Below are 14,170 nucleotides of genomic sequence, written 5' to 3'. Positions count from 1 at the left end.
TCAGTTCAATATGCTGAGTCGAATTCAGATGGCACAATCATCAATCGAACTAAAAGGCAGTAGCTTCACTCTCACCGTTCTTCATATTCTTGATGAAGATCCTGAGGCTATTAAAAAAGCAATTCAGGAAAAAATTGACCAAGCGCCTGAGTTTTTGAGAAATGCCCCTGTTGTTTTCAATGTTACTGGTCTATTAGATGCAAATACTATTTTATCTTGCTATAAAATTATTAGTGAGGCAGGTTTAAAGATAGTCGGTGTCAGTGGATGTACCAATACCAAATTGCGCCAAGCTATTACTGATATTGGTCTACCTTTACTTAGTGAAGGCCAAAATCAAAAAACACAAAATCAAAAAACTGCCAATATAGCTACCACTGAACATGGCAAGACTCGTATTATTTCCACCCACGTTCGTTCAGGCCAACGCATATATGCAGCTAATTGTGATTTGATTGTTAACGCTAATGTTAGTGCTGGTGCTGAATTGATCGCTGATGGCAATATACATATTTATGGAATGATGCGAGGTAGAGTTCTTGCCGGCGCATCTGGCGATAATAATTGTCAAATTTACTGTACCCACTTACAAGCTGAATTAATTTCTATTGCTGGCCAATTTTGGTTAAGTGAACAAATTCCTGCTGATTTTATTGGGAAAGCAGCTAGACTTTGTTTGGTAAATAATGAATTGACGATTGATAATATCATTTAGACCTTATTACAGGAATGACTCCATGGCACGCATTATTGTTGTAACCTCGGGTAAAGGTGGCGTAGGTAAAACCACATCCAGCGCAGCCATTGCTACCGGCCTGGCCCAGAGAGGGAAAAAAACCGTTGTGATCGATTTTGATATTGGTCTGCGTAACCTCGATTTAATTATGGGATGCGAACGCCGCGTAGTATATGATTTTGTAAACGTGATCCAAGGTGATGCCACGCTCAATCAAGCACTTATTAAGGATAAAAGGACTGAAAATCTTCATATACTTCCTGCTTCACAAACGCGTGATAAAGATGCATTAACACGCGAAGGCGTTGAAAAAGTGCTAAATGGACTGAAAAAATTAGATTTCGAATTCATTATCTGCGATTCCCCCGCAGGCATTGAAAGTGGTGCATTGATGGCACTTTATTTCGCCGACGAAGCAATTATTACCACCAACCCTGAAGTCTCTTCTGTTCGTGATTCAGATCGCATTCTTGGTATTATCGCTTCTAAATCACGCCGTGCAGAACGTGGCGAAGAACCCATCAAGGAGCAACTTTTGCTTACCCGTTATAATCCAGGTCGGGTCACCCATGGTGATATGCTGAGTATGGAGGACGTACTTGAAATTCTATGTATCCCACTTATTGGTGTGATCCCTGAAGATCAATCCGTTTTACGTTCCTCTAACCAAGGAGAACCTGTTATTCTTGATCCTAAATCCGATGCAGGCAAAGCATACAGTGACTGTGTTGACCGAATTTTAGGTAAAAATCGCCCTATTCGTTTTATTGAAGAAGAAAAAAAAGGCTTCTTAAAGCGCTTGTTTGGAGGATAAAACATGGCCTTATTAGATTTTTTCCTATCGAAAAAAAAATCAACGGCCAATATTGCCAAGGAAAGGCTACAAATTATTGTTGCCGAACGCCGACGTAATGACTGTGGGCCGGCTTACCTACCCGCAATGAAACGTGATATTTTAAAGGTAATCTGCAAATATGTCCAAATTGATCCGGAAATGCTCACGGTACAATTTGAACAAAAAGATGATGATATCTCGGTTTTAGAGTTAAATGTAACTTTACCGGAAATGGACGAAAAAAAATAAAATAGCCAGTTTTTAACACCAAAGTGCCCATCAAAAGTGATGGGCATCTAATATAATAATTTAAAAATAAATATCTTTTTTACTTGATTATTATAGTTCCACTACCTGCGTTTATCATTTCGCTAGTAAAAAAATTTCCATTAATAAAATCATCTGCCATTATTTTTCCTCTATTAACGATGCCATAATTTTTCTTGGCTTGCCTTAAAATCTCATGTTGACTTACTACCTTATTATTAAATTGATAATCTTTTGTTATTCGATTAATAACTTCATTAATATCTCTTGTTTTATAAACATTAAAATAAAATAATGAATTAATATCTATCTCACCTTCATTTCTAAATGAGCCACCTGTTACATAAATATTTATTTCATTGGCACTTATTTGGCTACCTTTTTTTACTAGAAATTTTGAATAACCAAAATCATGAACCAACCAAGGTTTAAAATGAGCTAAATTTGTATGCGCATTTTTACTATTAATATGATCATATTCTATAAAAAATGGCATACTACCTGTTCGATAAGTTATTCTGTTTGCTTTAATCTGGGTATTCGCATTTATTATATTATTATAAGCCAATACCTCAACATCCTTAATATTTTTAAAATTAATATTTCCCGAAAAACGCATTGATTTATTCATTGATTGAAATAATTTAATATCACCTATTTTTTGATATTGATCACTATTAATTTTTCCTACCAGCAAAGTAACACGATCAGTGCCGAAAAATGAACAACTCTTACAATTAATTCCCTCTGGGTTAGCAATAATAAGCGCAGTTTTAGAGCCCAAAATGGCTAACTCACCAAAAAGCTTAGTTTTTTTATTACTATTAATTTCAGCAATAATTAACTTAGCGCTATGTTCAATATTATTATTGAAGTAAATTCCTTCCTTACCTATATCCATTTTGTTAAAAAAAATATGCGATACCCCTTTATTATCAACAGGATTAATATTAATAACGGGTTTTGATTTATTAGCACAATCAGGTAATAAGTTATTTAATTTGCTATAATCTTTATATTTAGTAATACTCGCGGCAGAATTTTTTATATTATTTTTATCAATAATTATATATGTTCCCTCATCTCTATATTTATTATTATTTTTTAATTTGTTATCTTCAATTGGTATTTTTTCTTTTACAAGATAAATATCATCTGCATAAATATTAAAAACCATTATCGTCATTATTATAAATATTAATGTTTTTTTCATTGCATCCTCTTCATTAAGATAGTTATGATAAAATAATATTTTTTATAAAAAATTTATTTTAATTAATAGAAAGAGAAATACAGAAAGGAAAGATATTTTATCTCTAATATTTCAAGATATCGGTTTAAATTAATTAGACGATACCTTATACAAATTTAATTCAAAATTTATTACGGACTAAGTAACTGATTTGTCCGTAAATGTATATTTACACGCTAACAATATAATGCTAATAATTGTTTCAAATGATCAGTTAATAGTTGACCACGCCATCCAGCAAGCAGATCTGGTGTATTATGGCTCTTTTTTAATCCCCAATGAACTGCCAATAACTGATTAATTTGACGTCGCGAGGCTAATAACTCAGTATTCAATTTTTGTTGCTCACCAATTTGTTTGGTTAATGTTTTTACTGCCTTAAAAGCTTCTCGATATTTAGGGTGATCAATAAGATGATAAAGTGGCTGTGGGCACGCTTTTTCTTCAAGGGCCTGACACTTGGTAACGATTTGCAATAAATCCTGACCATGACATCGGATCTCTTGTCCAGTTAGCCCTATTGTCTGTAGTTCCGCTAAAGAGTTAGGTAAGTAACGCGCTATTTTCCACAGATGTTCTTCTCTAACAACAAAATTGATCGCCAGATCACGTCGACGAGCCTGGTTAAGACGCCAGGCGGCTAATTGTTTAAGACAAGCCAGCTGTTGAGCCCGCAGTTGCCAACTATTTTTGACACTTTTATATGCTTCTGCCGGGGTTAATATCTCTTGCCGACGCAATAAAATACGCTGGCATTCATCAGTTACAGCCGGTAGATAGCCTAATTTATCAATAAGCTGTTGTAGTTTTTCGGCTAAAGGTAATAAAAAAAACACATCAGCGGCCGCATATTGACACTGTTTATCACTCAACGGCCGAACAAGCCAGTCCGTACGTGATTCACTCTTATCTAATGCAATAGTTAAATATTCATTCACTAAGTTAGCAAAACCGCTTGAAATTGGATGGCCAACAAATGCCGCCATGATCTGGGTATCTAACATCGGTTGTGGCACACAAGCCAAATAATGAAAAAATACTTCTATGTCCTCACTACCGGCATGTAAGATTTTAGTAACTTTGCCATCTGTTAATAAATTTTTAAACGGCTCCATATTAGTAATGGCAATAGGATCAATTAATGAAAGTTGCTCACCATCATATAACTGAATGAGACCAAGCTGTGGATAATAAGTTTTTACCCGCACAAATTCTGTATCTAATGCTATTTTGTTAGCTTTAGATGCTGCTTGACAAACTTCCTTAAGTTGGTCATCTGTCGTAATCAACTGATAATTCAAAACGTCTTTCTCTTTATGATTTATTTTTAACAACATCGGTTTAGCTCATCACGCAACCGATGTTGTTTTTCTAATTAGCTAAATTAACTTTATAATGTCTGTGTTACTTGATGATTTTCTGAGGAATTTTGATATTTTTTCTGCTCTTCTTCTCTTAATTGTCGCCGTAATATTTTACCTACATTTGATTTGGGTAATTCAGTACTACGAAATTCAAAAAATTTAGGTACCTTATAGGCGGTCAAATATTGACGACAAAATATTTTTAAATCATCGGCAGTCAAATTCGGATCACTTGATACCACAAAGACTTTTACTGCTTCACCGGTATTTTCATCTATCACGCCAATTGCTGCATTTTCAATGACTTTGGGATGATTAGAGATAACTTCTTCAATTTCACTTGGATAAACATTAAAACCAGAAACCAAGATCATATCCTTTTTGCGATCAACAATTTTGATAAATCCTTTTCCATCGATTGTTGCAATATCACCGGTTGCTAACCAACCATCCTGCAGCACTTCGTCAGTCATATTAGGAGAGCGCCAGTAACCCTTCATGACTTGAGGACCACGCACCAACATCTCACCAGGCTGGCCAATTGGAACTTCATTACCATTGTTATCAACAAACTTAACATCAGTTGAAGGCATAGGAAAACCAATACTACCATTATATCGATCTAAATTGTATGGATTAACTGTTACTAATGGCGAGCACTCAGTTAAGCCATAGCCCTCCAGTAAACACTTGCCCGTTATTTGTTGCCACTCTTCTGCCACCGCCTTTTGTACCGGCATTCCTCCACCGATAGAAACATGCAAATGTGAAAAATTTAGCTTTCTAAATTCTTCATTACGTAACCAGGCATTAAATAATGTATTAACCCCTGTAATGCCAGTAAAAGGATAACGAGCAAGTTCTTTGACCGTTGCTGCAATATCCCGCGGATTAGTGATTAGTAAATTTGTACCACCAATCTTAACAAATAATAAACAATTTACGGTTAAGGCAAAAATATGATACAGCGGCAACGCCGTCACAATAATTTCTTTACCTAACTGCATAGCTGGCAGGTAAGTTGCTCTGCCCTGCTCAACATTCGCCAACATATTATAATGGGTAAGCATCGCCCCTTTCGCTGCACCAGTAGTTCCGCCGGTATACTGGAGAAAAGCCAAATCTTCGCCAGAAATTTCAGGTTTGACATATTGCATACGATATCCCAATTGCATCACACGGCGAAAAGAGATCGCTTGTGGCAAATAATATTTAGGTACCAAGCGTTTTATATATTTAACAACAAAATCAATAATAGTTGCCTTTGGCCGAGAAAGTTGATCGCCTAAACGTGTCAGAATGACATGTTTAACTTTTGTATTAAAAACCACTTTTTCTAATGTATGAGCAAAATTTGATACGATGACAATTGCAATGGCCTCACTATCATTGAGTTGATGTTCTAATTCTCTTGGCGTATAAAGCGGATTAACATTAACGACGACCATACCTGCACGTAAAATACCAAAAAGTGCGACCGGATACTGTAATAAATTAGGCAACATAAGTGCAATACGATCGCCTTTTTGTAGACCTAAACCATTTTGTAAATAAGCCGCAAACGCTCGACTACGTTCTTCCAGCTTACGATAGGTCATTATTTCGCCCATATTAATAAAAGCTGGGCGATCAGCATATTGAGTAACCATATTTTCTAATAAGTCTGCTAATGATGTTTCAGATACCGGTGCAATTTCTGCCGGTACATCTGATGGATAATTTTTTAGCCAGATTTTTTCCACTGTAATACTCCTGATTTGAAACTAAGTGAAGTAACCGACAAAAATTAATTTGTTAACAAAATACTAACTCAGCATACTAGTTTGAGAACCGTTCTGTATTAATGCTGAGATATGTATCACTATTTAATTTCAAATCTCGAATAAGTTTAAGCTAAGCTAACTTATCAGTTGCTATGTTTTGATTATTTTTCAGTTAATTATAAAGGTTAGCAAAATAATTATATATAATATCAATTATACACTACTTGGCTTTTTCACGAAAAAACCTAAAGCCTTTTACCATTTTAGTGCACAACCGCTCTGAATAGCACGGCAAAATTTTGCTCAACATAAAACTAGCCAGGGTAAATATTTTGATACATTTACCCTGGCTAATTAATAAAAATAACAATTATTCGGTTAGATAAGTGCGTATTTCAGCCTCACCAACAGGATAACCCCAAGGCCCCCAATTCCAATAATAAGGCGAATTAGGATAATTTGGATACCATGGCGATCCATATCCCCATCCTGAAGGTGGTAATACAACAGATTGCATTTGATTCCAGCGTTGAAAACCTGATACTGCAATTTTGACATACTGATAGGAAACTAAATCAATTTTTCCTAATTCAATACCAGTAATTGTCCCAACGACGGTAATATAGCGCCCATTAAAATCAGAGGGCTCTAAAAAACGGCCGATATAGGCATATATACGTCCTACTGACGGTGTATTTAATCTTGGTGCAGCGTCATATTTACTTAAAGGCATCACTGCAATTTCAAGCCGAGTTTGGTTATTACTGTTTAAAACAGAGATCACCTTACCGCCAAAGCGCCCTTCTTGACCAATATAAAGCTCAGGAGCCTCGCGCACTGCTGATAAATTTTCAACCGGTGTTTGCGTGGTTCCTTTAATTGAAGCAGGAATAGAAACACACCCAGTTAATAAAACAACACCAGCCAACAGAGAAGCCTTTATGGCAACCTGGTAGTTTAACTTTATTTTCATAAACCACCTCTAAAAACGGCATAATAATTTAAAACAAGTATCAACGACCGGGTAACTTTTTCCAACTAACTTCATTACGTAAATAAACCGGCTGGGCTTCTTCAACCTGAACTGTTTTACCTTTTTGCCACGCTTGTAAGGCTAAAAGCAACATATCTTGCGCATCAGGTAAACAAATACCACTGTCCAATAAATTTAAATTTGTCATTCTTAATATAGGATAGGCTGACCAACCTGTCCCGGCAATAGCCCACTGCCCACTTAAGCTATTTATTTTGGCTAAAAACTGTTCTGGTTTCAGTACCGCCTCCGTCTCTTCGCCTTGCCAATCACCATCTGGTTTAAGTTCATAGCAAGCAGAATAAATTTCTCCCATTCTTGCATCTATCGCTACCAATACTTTTTTTGCCCCTGATTGACGATAAGCGCCTTGCGCCATAGTTAATAAAGAAGAAATACCTACCATAGGCAAATCAGCCCCAAAGGCCAAACCCTGAGCAATACCTACAGCAATCCGAACACCGGTAAAACTACCTGGACCACGGCCAAAAGCTAAAACATCGATATGTTGTAATTCCAATTGTGCATCAATAAGACACTGTTCTACCATTGGCAATATTTTTCTGGTGTGTTCCCGCGGTGAAACGGCAAATTGAGTAAAAATTTCACCATCGTGCCACAGTGCGACTGAACACGCTTCAGTGGCCGTATCAATCGCTAATATATGGGTTGCCATACTTTAGATCCTGGCTATTTTCATGACTAAATAATTGCTAATACTAACATATTTTGTTGAATAAAATGGTTTTAGCAAGAAAAAAGCTATATGCTAATGGCACTATTTAATTAATTCGTTGATGGCGCTTTTGCTAAAAAGTTAATTACCGCTTGCAAACTACGCGTTCTAGGCGATGATGGTAAACTATTCAAAAAAACTTCACCGTAAGGTCGCGAAACTAATCTTTTATCACAAATAATAATCACTCCAGAATCATTGACATCACGAACCAGTCGGCCAATCCCTTGCTTTAAATTAAGCACCGCATCAGGTAATTGAACATCATAAAACGCATTGCCGCCATGTAGTTGGCAATCTTGCATACGCGCACGCAATAATGGCTCATCTGGCGACGTGAAAGGCAATCTATCAATAATGACACAAGAGAGAGCATCACCCTTAACATCAACCCCTTGCCAAAAACTGTTGGTTGCTATCAACAATGCATTACCTGCTGCGGTAAATTGGGACAACAGTCGTGCTTTACTGGTTTCTCCCTGCATCAAAACAGGTAAGTTCAAACATTCGCGAAACATGGCTGTTAATTCACGCATCATGTGAAGTGACGTACATAAAAAGAAACAACGTCCTTGATTATGCTCAATAACTGGTTTTAGCATAACAACTAATTGCTCAGCAAAGTCAGCTTGATTAATATCTGGCAAATAACGCGGCACACAAAGTAATGTTTGGCGTTGATAGTCAAATGGACTCGGTAAGATTAAACTATTGGCTTTTTCTAATCCTAAACGTTGGCTAAAATAACTTAGTTTATTACTGACTGCTAGCGTAGCAGAAGTAAAGATCCAACTCCCTTTTTCCGTCGTTATCATATTATGAAATTTATCCGCCACCGTTAAGGGTGTTAATGCTAATAAAAAATGGCGACCAAAACTTTCAAACCAATAACTAAAACCGGGGATAGTTGTCTCTTTTAACCGATTTAAACGATTACGATAAGTTGTGGTTCGATCAAAAATAGCATCTAACGTGACAGAACGACCCAGCGATAGTTTTATCACCTCGTAGCTAAATTCCAGCGCATCCTCAAGACGCTGCAACACACTACTAGCCGACTGTTGATTAAGTAATTGTTGTAAATCACCCCTAAATCCATTTTCACCTAATGTTAATCGAAAATCTAAAGTAGCCTGGTTAATACTATCAGCGCACTTTTGTAATTGTATCTGATCACGAATTTCGGTTCGGTAAACGAGGATAATATCACGAGCAAGTTCAAATAATTGGCGGCTACTAAGCTGTTGGCCAAAATATTGACTGGCAATATCAGGGATCTGATGCGCTTCATCAAAAATAATTACCTCCGCCGACGGAATTAACTCGCCAAATCCAGTATCTTTTACGACCTTATCCGCCATAAATAGATGGTGATTAACCACCACCACATCAGCTTCTAACGCTTTTTTACGTGCCTTAAGCACAAAACAACGCTGATAATAGGGCAATGGCTACCAATGCAATTATCATTAGTGCTGGTTACTAATGGCCAAACAGCGCTGTCCTCTGCAACCTGATGACAATGACTGATATCACCATCCTCCGTTTCTATTGCCCAACTACGTAGGCGAACAATCTCTGCAATCATTTCAGCAATAAGTTGTTCTCCCGCTAATGATTGCTGTTCAAGCCGCTCCAAACACAAATAATTAGCACGCCCTTTTAATAAAGCGACATGGCCTGAATAGTCCAAGGCGGCTTTAATAATCGGTAAATCACGATAATAAAGTTGATCCTGCAAAGTTTTTGAGCCAGTTGAGATCACGACTTTTTTATTAGAACGTAAGGCCGGTACTAAATAGGCATAAGTTTTACCCGTTCCTGTACCCGCTTCAACCACAAGCGTCTGTTGAGATTGAATTGCCGTTGTAATGGCGCGAGCCATTTCAATTTGCGCATCTCGTGGTCGAAACCCAGGAATGGCATCAAACAGTGGGCCTTTAATAGAAAAATCGTCTAACACTTTAGTCTCATTATTTAAATTAGCGAAAATATTTTACTCATGCTGGTTAGTGGTAATAAAAAGCCAACTTTGCATTATTCATTATTAAATAAATAAACGCATTACCATGACAAAAAATAGATTTTAGTAGACAATATAGCAATGACTTTATGTTTAAAAAATCAGGAATAATGATGTCTATTCAATATATTGATCCAGAAAATCGCTGGTCAGAAGCTACCCTATTTCACAATACCCTCTATTACACCAGTGTTCCTGAAAATCTTGAGGGTGATATTATTCAACAAACCACCAGTGCTTTGCAGGCAATTGATAACATTTTAACCCGCGTCGGTTCAAATAAAAGTAAGATCCTTGATGCTACTATCTTTCTGGCCGATAAAACTGATTTGGCAGGCATGAACCAAGTGTGGGATAGCTGGGTTGTACCGGGTAGAGCGCCTGTTCGCTGTACAGTGCAAGCTATTTTAATGAATCCTAAATATAAAATAGAGATCAAAATTGTTGCTGCAATCGCGGATCAATAATCTTAAAGGCCTTTAATAGAGCCTGCCAGCTGGCTCTATTGCTTGACAAATATAAATTAACATATTGTTAAATATTGAAATAACTTTATCTGAGTTATGTTGATAAAAAACAGAGCCAGCAAGTTGCTAATAACCGACTCTTTCGCCTATCACAAATAGGCGCTCTATTGATGTAAGATAAAGTCGGTGAGAGGATTAATATAACCATAAACATCAATAGCGAAATCAGCTATATCATCATTATTTACAGTCATCAGGACTCTACTCCATTGACTCACTGGATCATAAGTGATTTTTATTTGGCCTGGCTGGCCGTTAAATTCATTAACAAAAGTAAGGGAACTTTGGCCATTAGAGTTATCATACAAATTTTTATTTAGAGAAGACAGGTCAATTTTATCTTCTCCTGTTTGAAAATCCATGATCCTATCAGGTGCACTTAAGGTTGAATCTTCAAACGACAGATAAACAAAAGTATTTCTTTCTTCTGGGGCAGTTCTTAATGGTGAGGAATGGGTTTGCTGGTCGCTATTTTCTGCATTATTAGTATAATAACTGTAAAACGAAGACGGATTGGCAGAACGATTATTTGTTGCTATCATCTGTCTTATTGTTTCATCTCTACCCCAAAGTATGTCTTGCCCTAAACCGCCATAAATAATATCTTCGCCAGCACCACCTTTAATTTTATTATCGGCACTATTACCAATTATAGTGTCTTGCCCATAACCGCCGAGCGCGTTTTCAATAACTGTGTTTTTTGCGATTGAGACATTCTTTATCCATCCACCCACATTTGAAAATGAACCCGAATTTAAATTAATAAGTTGTTGATGAGAGTAACCAGAAAAATCCAATGTATCATTACCACCTGCGTCCCATACCGAGAAAATACAACCGATACGTGGGTCGCTAATTGTGTACCAATCTTTATTGGTAGTAGAATTAAAACCATAGACATCATCGCCGGTTCGTGTACGCATATTCGCACCATACAGCGCTTGAGCTGCAGCAATATCATCCATAAGCGGCGCTGAAGCGTAAGAACCATTAAAAAAACCATTGGTATTGACTTCTGGCCAATAACTCATCACACTAAATTGACGGCTATCTTCTTCATATGGCGCGTTGTTTGCATAACCAAACTTTTCTTGGGTATCGGTATTCCAGCTAAGGGTCTGGGTTTGCTGATTGATTGATGCTGCATTGTAGTCACCCGGGTGGGAAAGCCCTATTGTATGACCTATTTCATGTACAAGTACTAATCTACCGTAACTTCCCGGATAAGGTGCCAAATTTTCATGACGTTGAGCATTAAACCAGCATTGCCCCGCTAGTGGCCCGCTATCAGGTAAATAAGCAAATGCTTGACCTCCAATGCTGTGAAAATTACCAAAATTGATATTCGTTGTTTGCGTGGCATCTTCAGTAAAAGTGATATTGGCAACATCAGCCCAGCTATCCAGAGCAATTCTTGCCTGCACCAGCTGATATTCGGTTAGTTGGTAGTAAGCATCATAATACTCATGCCATCGGCTAAAAGAATAAGTAACTGCTGCGGGTTGCCCAATCTGCTGCTCACTATTCCAAGTAGCATGTTGACGTATTATTTGTTGTGCGGCTTGATCGATATCATAAGAATCTTTCCATTTTTTGATTTTATCTTTGCCACGTACATTTTCTCGCAAAGCATTATTTATCCATTGCGATATGTCTGAAACTTGAAAAGGTGGTAAAGGTTGAGACGATGATGATATTAATACCGTTCCATTTTTTTTAAGATAGATATGCGACCCGGTTATTACCGCCATTATCACCTCCTCAACAAATGTTGAAAAAAACAAATTATTAATTAAATTTATGCCTTTTTTTTATTTTTTCAAATTTTAGCTGGAGTTTTTCGATTTGTTACATTAAGGGCGGCAAAATTAATTCGGCACAATGAACAGCTTTGGCCGTTAACATTTAAGGCGCAAAGTAACATATCAACATCAAAAATTTATCATGGCGACTCTAAGCAAATCAGCTACCTATATCATCAATGAACACCACATGAAAGGTAGCTATTTTTCTACGTCATTACTCATTATTAGTATGTTTCAAGCCATAATCTCGCCTCCTCACATGAAGTGACGAGGCAAGATATCTATTTCATTATCATCTAAAGCAAGAACAGCATTAGTAGCAGTAGACGGTGCAACAGTTGCTGTTGTATTCGCGATGGTATTCAACGACGTATTCGAACCGGTATTCAGTGTGGTATTCGAACCTGTACTTAACGTTGTATTCGAGCCCGTACTCAGTGTGGTATTCGAACCTGTACTTAACGTTGTATTCGAACCCGTACTCAGTGTGGTATTCGAACCTGTACTTAACATTGTATTCGAACCCGTACTCAGTGTGGTATTCGAACCTGTACTTAACGTTGTATTCGAACTAGTTGTGAGTATGGTAGCTACTTCAATTGGCTGACTGGCTGTCGTTACGGTCGGTTGCGTGACCACGGGTTCGGTTGGCGGCTTCGTTCCTGTGACTGTCGTGTCCGTAATAACCGGTTCTCCCGGTTGGTTAGTTGCCGTTACGGTCGGTTGCGTAACCACCGATTCGGTTGGCGGCTTCGTTCCTGAGACTGTCGTGTCCATAATAACCGGTTCTCCCGGTTGGTTAGTTGCCGTTACGGTCGGTTGCGTAACCACCGATTCGGTTGGCGGCTTCGTTCCAGTTACTGCCGTGTCCGTAATAACCGGTTCACCCGGTTGGTTAGTTGCCGTTACAGTCGGTTGCGTAACCACGGGTTCAGTTGGCGACTTCGTTCCTTTGACTATCGTATCCGCCACAACCGGTTCGCCCGGTTGGTTGGTTACCGTTACGGTTGGTTGCGTAACCACCGATTCGGTTGGCGGCTTCGTTCCGGTGACTGTCGTGTCCGTAATAACCGGTTCGCCCGGTTGGTTGGTTACCGTTACGGTTGGTTGCGTAACCACCGATTCGGTTGGCGGCTTCGTTCCGGTGACTGCCGTGTCCATAATAACCGGTTCTCCCGGTTGGTTAGTTGTCGTTACGGTCGGTTCTTTGTTATCAGGTTCGGTAGGTTGTTTCTTATCATTATCAGCAAAAATCACATCTACCACTTGATAAAAACTATTACTCGTATCCGCAATCTGCCAGACACCATAAATAATATGATAACCAATACGATCAACAGGCACTTTACAAATTATGCTAACATCTTCTTTCGGTATTGCGCCGCCATCATATTGGGAACAGAAAGGTTTTAAATCAAACGCCGCGCGGGCCAATGGTACATTAGGATCCCAACCATTCTTAGTGAGATAAAAACGCCAATTAGCTGTACTGTGTCGAGCTGTAAGATGCCAGGAAAAAATATTGTCTTCCACTTGCATTTGAGTTTTATGCCATCTGTTTGCACCTGCTTCATCCAGCTTACCAAATCTTTGAATCCCCCCACTGGCTAATTTACCATCCTTTGGGAAATCCTTGTCAGGAAATCCGGAGCGTTGTTCTACACTTTGCGGTTCATAATTTATATCACCACATGCTTTATTTATTCCCTGTGCACATTTATATGCTCGGCTTGCAGGCGATTTTATATAGCCATGAGCCCATAGACTTGAAGATACAGCTAATATAAAACTCATTATAAAAATTTTTTTTAATTTCATAGGTTTTTCCT

At 37.9% G+C, this 14,170-nt stretch carries 11 protein-coding genes and 1 pseudogene; 4 read left to right on the top strand and 8 right to left on the bottom strand.

Annotated features, from left to right (window positions below):
* Positions 1-28: 28 nt before the first annotated feature.
* From minC to minE, 3 genes are read left to right on the top strand one after another with little or no spacing between them, the layout of a single operon-like run.
* Positions 29-715 carry a septum site-determining protein MinC gene (minC, locus tag QE177_RS06825; RefSeq protein ID WP_280552233.1) on the top strand — a complete coding sequence of 229 codons (687 nt, stop codon included), beginning with the start codon at positions 29-31 and terminating at the stop codon, positions 713-715.
* 22 nt (positions 716-737) lie between these two features.
* Complete coding sequence (gene minD, locus QE177_RS06820; RefSeq protein WP_180559850.1) at positions 738-1,550, top strand: septum site-determining protein MinD; 813 nt, start codon at positions 738-740, stop codon at positions 1,548-1,550.
* 3 nt (positions 1,551-1,553) lie between these two features.
* Entirely contained in the window at positions 1,554-1,820 is a 267-nt protein-coding gene (gene minE / locus QE177_RS06815; RefSeq protein ID WP_026822558.1) for a cell division topological specificity factor MinE, read from the top strand.
* Between the two features lie 79 nt (positions 1,821-1,899).
* On the opposite strand, the gene QE177_RS06810 is transcribed toward minE, so the two are convergent.
* The 6 genes and pseudogenes from QE177_RS06810 to QE177_RS06785 all read right to left on the bottom strand — a co-directional run bounded on the left by QE177_RS06810 (position 1,900) and on the right by QE177_RS06785 (position 9,949).
* Complete coding sequence (locus QE177_RS06810) at positions 1,900-3,051, bottom strand: filamentous hemagglutinin N-terminal domain-containing protein (protein ID WP_280552120.1); 1,152 nt, start codon at positions 3,049-3,051, stop codon at positions 1,900-1,902.
* 215 nt (positions 3,052-3,266) lie between these two features.
* Entirely contained in the window at positions 3,267-4,391 is a 1,125-nt protein-coding gene (gene rnd / locus QE177_RS06805; RefSeq protein ID WP_280552232.1) for a ribonuclease D, read from the bottom strand.
* Between the two features lie 89 nt (positions 4,392-4,480).
* On the bottom strand, positions 4,481-6,196 hold the full coding sequence (gene fadD / locus QE177_RS06800; protein WP_280552119.1) for a long-chain-fatty-acid--CoA ligase FadD: 1,716 nt from the start codon (positions 6,194-6,196) through the stop codon (positions 4,481-4,483).
* 391 nt (positions 6,197-6,587) lie between these two features.
* The gene (locus QE177_RS06795; RefSeq protein WP_280552118.1) at positions 6,588-7,190 is read right to left on the bottom strand and encodes a Slp family lipoprotein; all 603 of its coding nucleotides are present in this window, start codon (positions 7,188-7,190) and stop codon (positions 6,588-6,590) included.
* A gap of 40 nt (positions 7,191-7,230) precedes the next feature.
* On the bottom strand, positions 7,231-7,926 hold the full coding sequence (gene tsaB / locus QE177_RS06790; protein WP_280552117.1) for a tRNA (adenosine(37)-N6)-threonylcarbamoyltransferase complex dimerization subunit type 1 TsaB: 696 nt from the start codon (positions 7,924-7,926) through the stop codon (positions 7,231-7,233).
* Positions 7,927-8,036: 110 nt separating this feature from the next.
* Positions 8,037-9,949: pseudogene (locus QE177_RS06785) on the bottom strand (ATP-dependent DNA helicase).
* Between the two features lie 173 nt (positions 9,950-10,122).
* Here QE177_RS06785 and QE177_RS06780 point away from each other — a divergent pair.
* Positions 10,123-10,476, top strand: a complete 354-nt coding sequence (locus QE177_RS06780) for a RidA family protein (protein WP_280552116.1) — start codon at positions 10,123-10,125, stop codon at positions 10,474-10,476.
* A gap of 164 nt (positions 10,477-10,640) precedes the next feature.
* On the opposite strand, the gene QE177_RS06775 is transcribed toward QE177_RS06780, so the two are convergent.
* Together QE177_RS06775 and QE177_RS06770 are read right to left on the bottom strand one after the other, a co-directional pair.
* Positions 10,641-12,287, bottom strand: coding sequence for a M10 family metallopeptidase C-terminal domain-containing protein (locus tag QE177_RS06775; RefSeq protein ID WP_280552115.1), 1,647 nt, complete (start codon positions 12,285-12,287; stop codon positions 10,641-10,643).
* A 309-nt stretch (positions 12,288-12,596) separates the two neighbouring features.
* Positions 12,597-14,159, bottom strand: coding sequence for a lytic polysaccharide monooxygenase (locus QE177_RS06770; RefSeq protein WP_280552114.1), 1,563 nt, complete (start codon positions 14,157-14,159; stop codon positions 12,597-12,599).
* Between the last annotated feature and the right edge of the window lie 11 nt (positions 14,160-14,170).

Source organism: Arsenophonus sp. aPb (assembly GCF_029873475.1).
In the GTDB taxonomy this organism is placed as follows: Bacteria; Pseudomonadota; Gammaproteobacteria; order Enterobacterales; family Enterobacteriaceae; genus Arsenophonus.
The sequence above is the reverse complement of the archived record's forward strand: the minus strand, read 5'-3'. Positions and strand labels throughout refer to the sequence as shown.

Excerpts from the sequence above, each read along its gene's own strand:
- QE177_RS06795 (WP_280552118.1), bottom strand. The coding sequence starts at position 7,190 with ATGAAAATAAAGTTAAACTACCAGGTTGCCATAAAGGCTTCTCTGTTG.
- minC (WP_280552233.1), top strand. The coding sequence starts at position 29 with ATGGCACAATCATCAATCGAACTAAAAGGCAGTAGCTTCACTCTCACC.
- minD (WP_180559850.1), top strand. The coding sequence starts at position 738 with ATGGCACGCATTATTGTTGTAACCTCGGGTAAAGGTGGCGTAGGTAAA.
- QE177_RS06770 (WP_280552114.1), bottom strand. The coding sequence starts at position 14,159 with ATGAAATTAAAAAAAATTTTTATAATGAGTTTTATATTAGCTGTATCT.
- QE177_RS06775 (WP_280552115.1), bottom strand. The coding sequence starts at position 12,287 with ATGGCGGTAATAACCGGGTCGCATATCTATCTTAAAAAAAATGGAACG.
- QE177_RS06780 (WP_280552116.1), top strand. The coding sequence starts at position 10,123 with ATGTCTATTCAATATATTGATCCAGAAAATCGCTGGTCAGAAGCTACC.
- minE (WP_026822558.1), top strand. The coding sequence starts at position 1,554 with ATGGCCTTATTAGATTTTTTCCTATCGAAAAAAAAATCAACGGCCAAT.
- QE177_RS06810 (WP_280552120.1), bottom strand. The coding sequence starts at position 3,051 with ATGAAAAAAACATTAATATTTATAATAATGACGATAATGGTTTTTAAT.
- tsaB (WP_280552117.1), bottom strand. The coding sequence starts at position 7,926 with ATGGCAACCCATATATTAGCGATTGATACGGCCACTGAAGCGTGTTCA.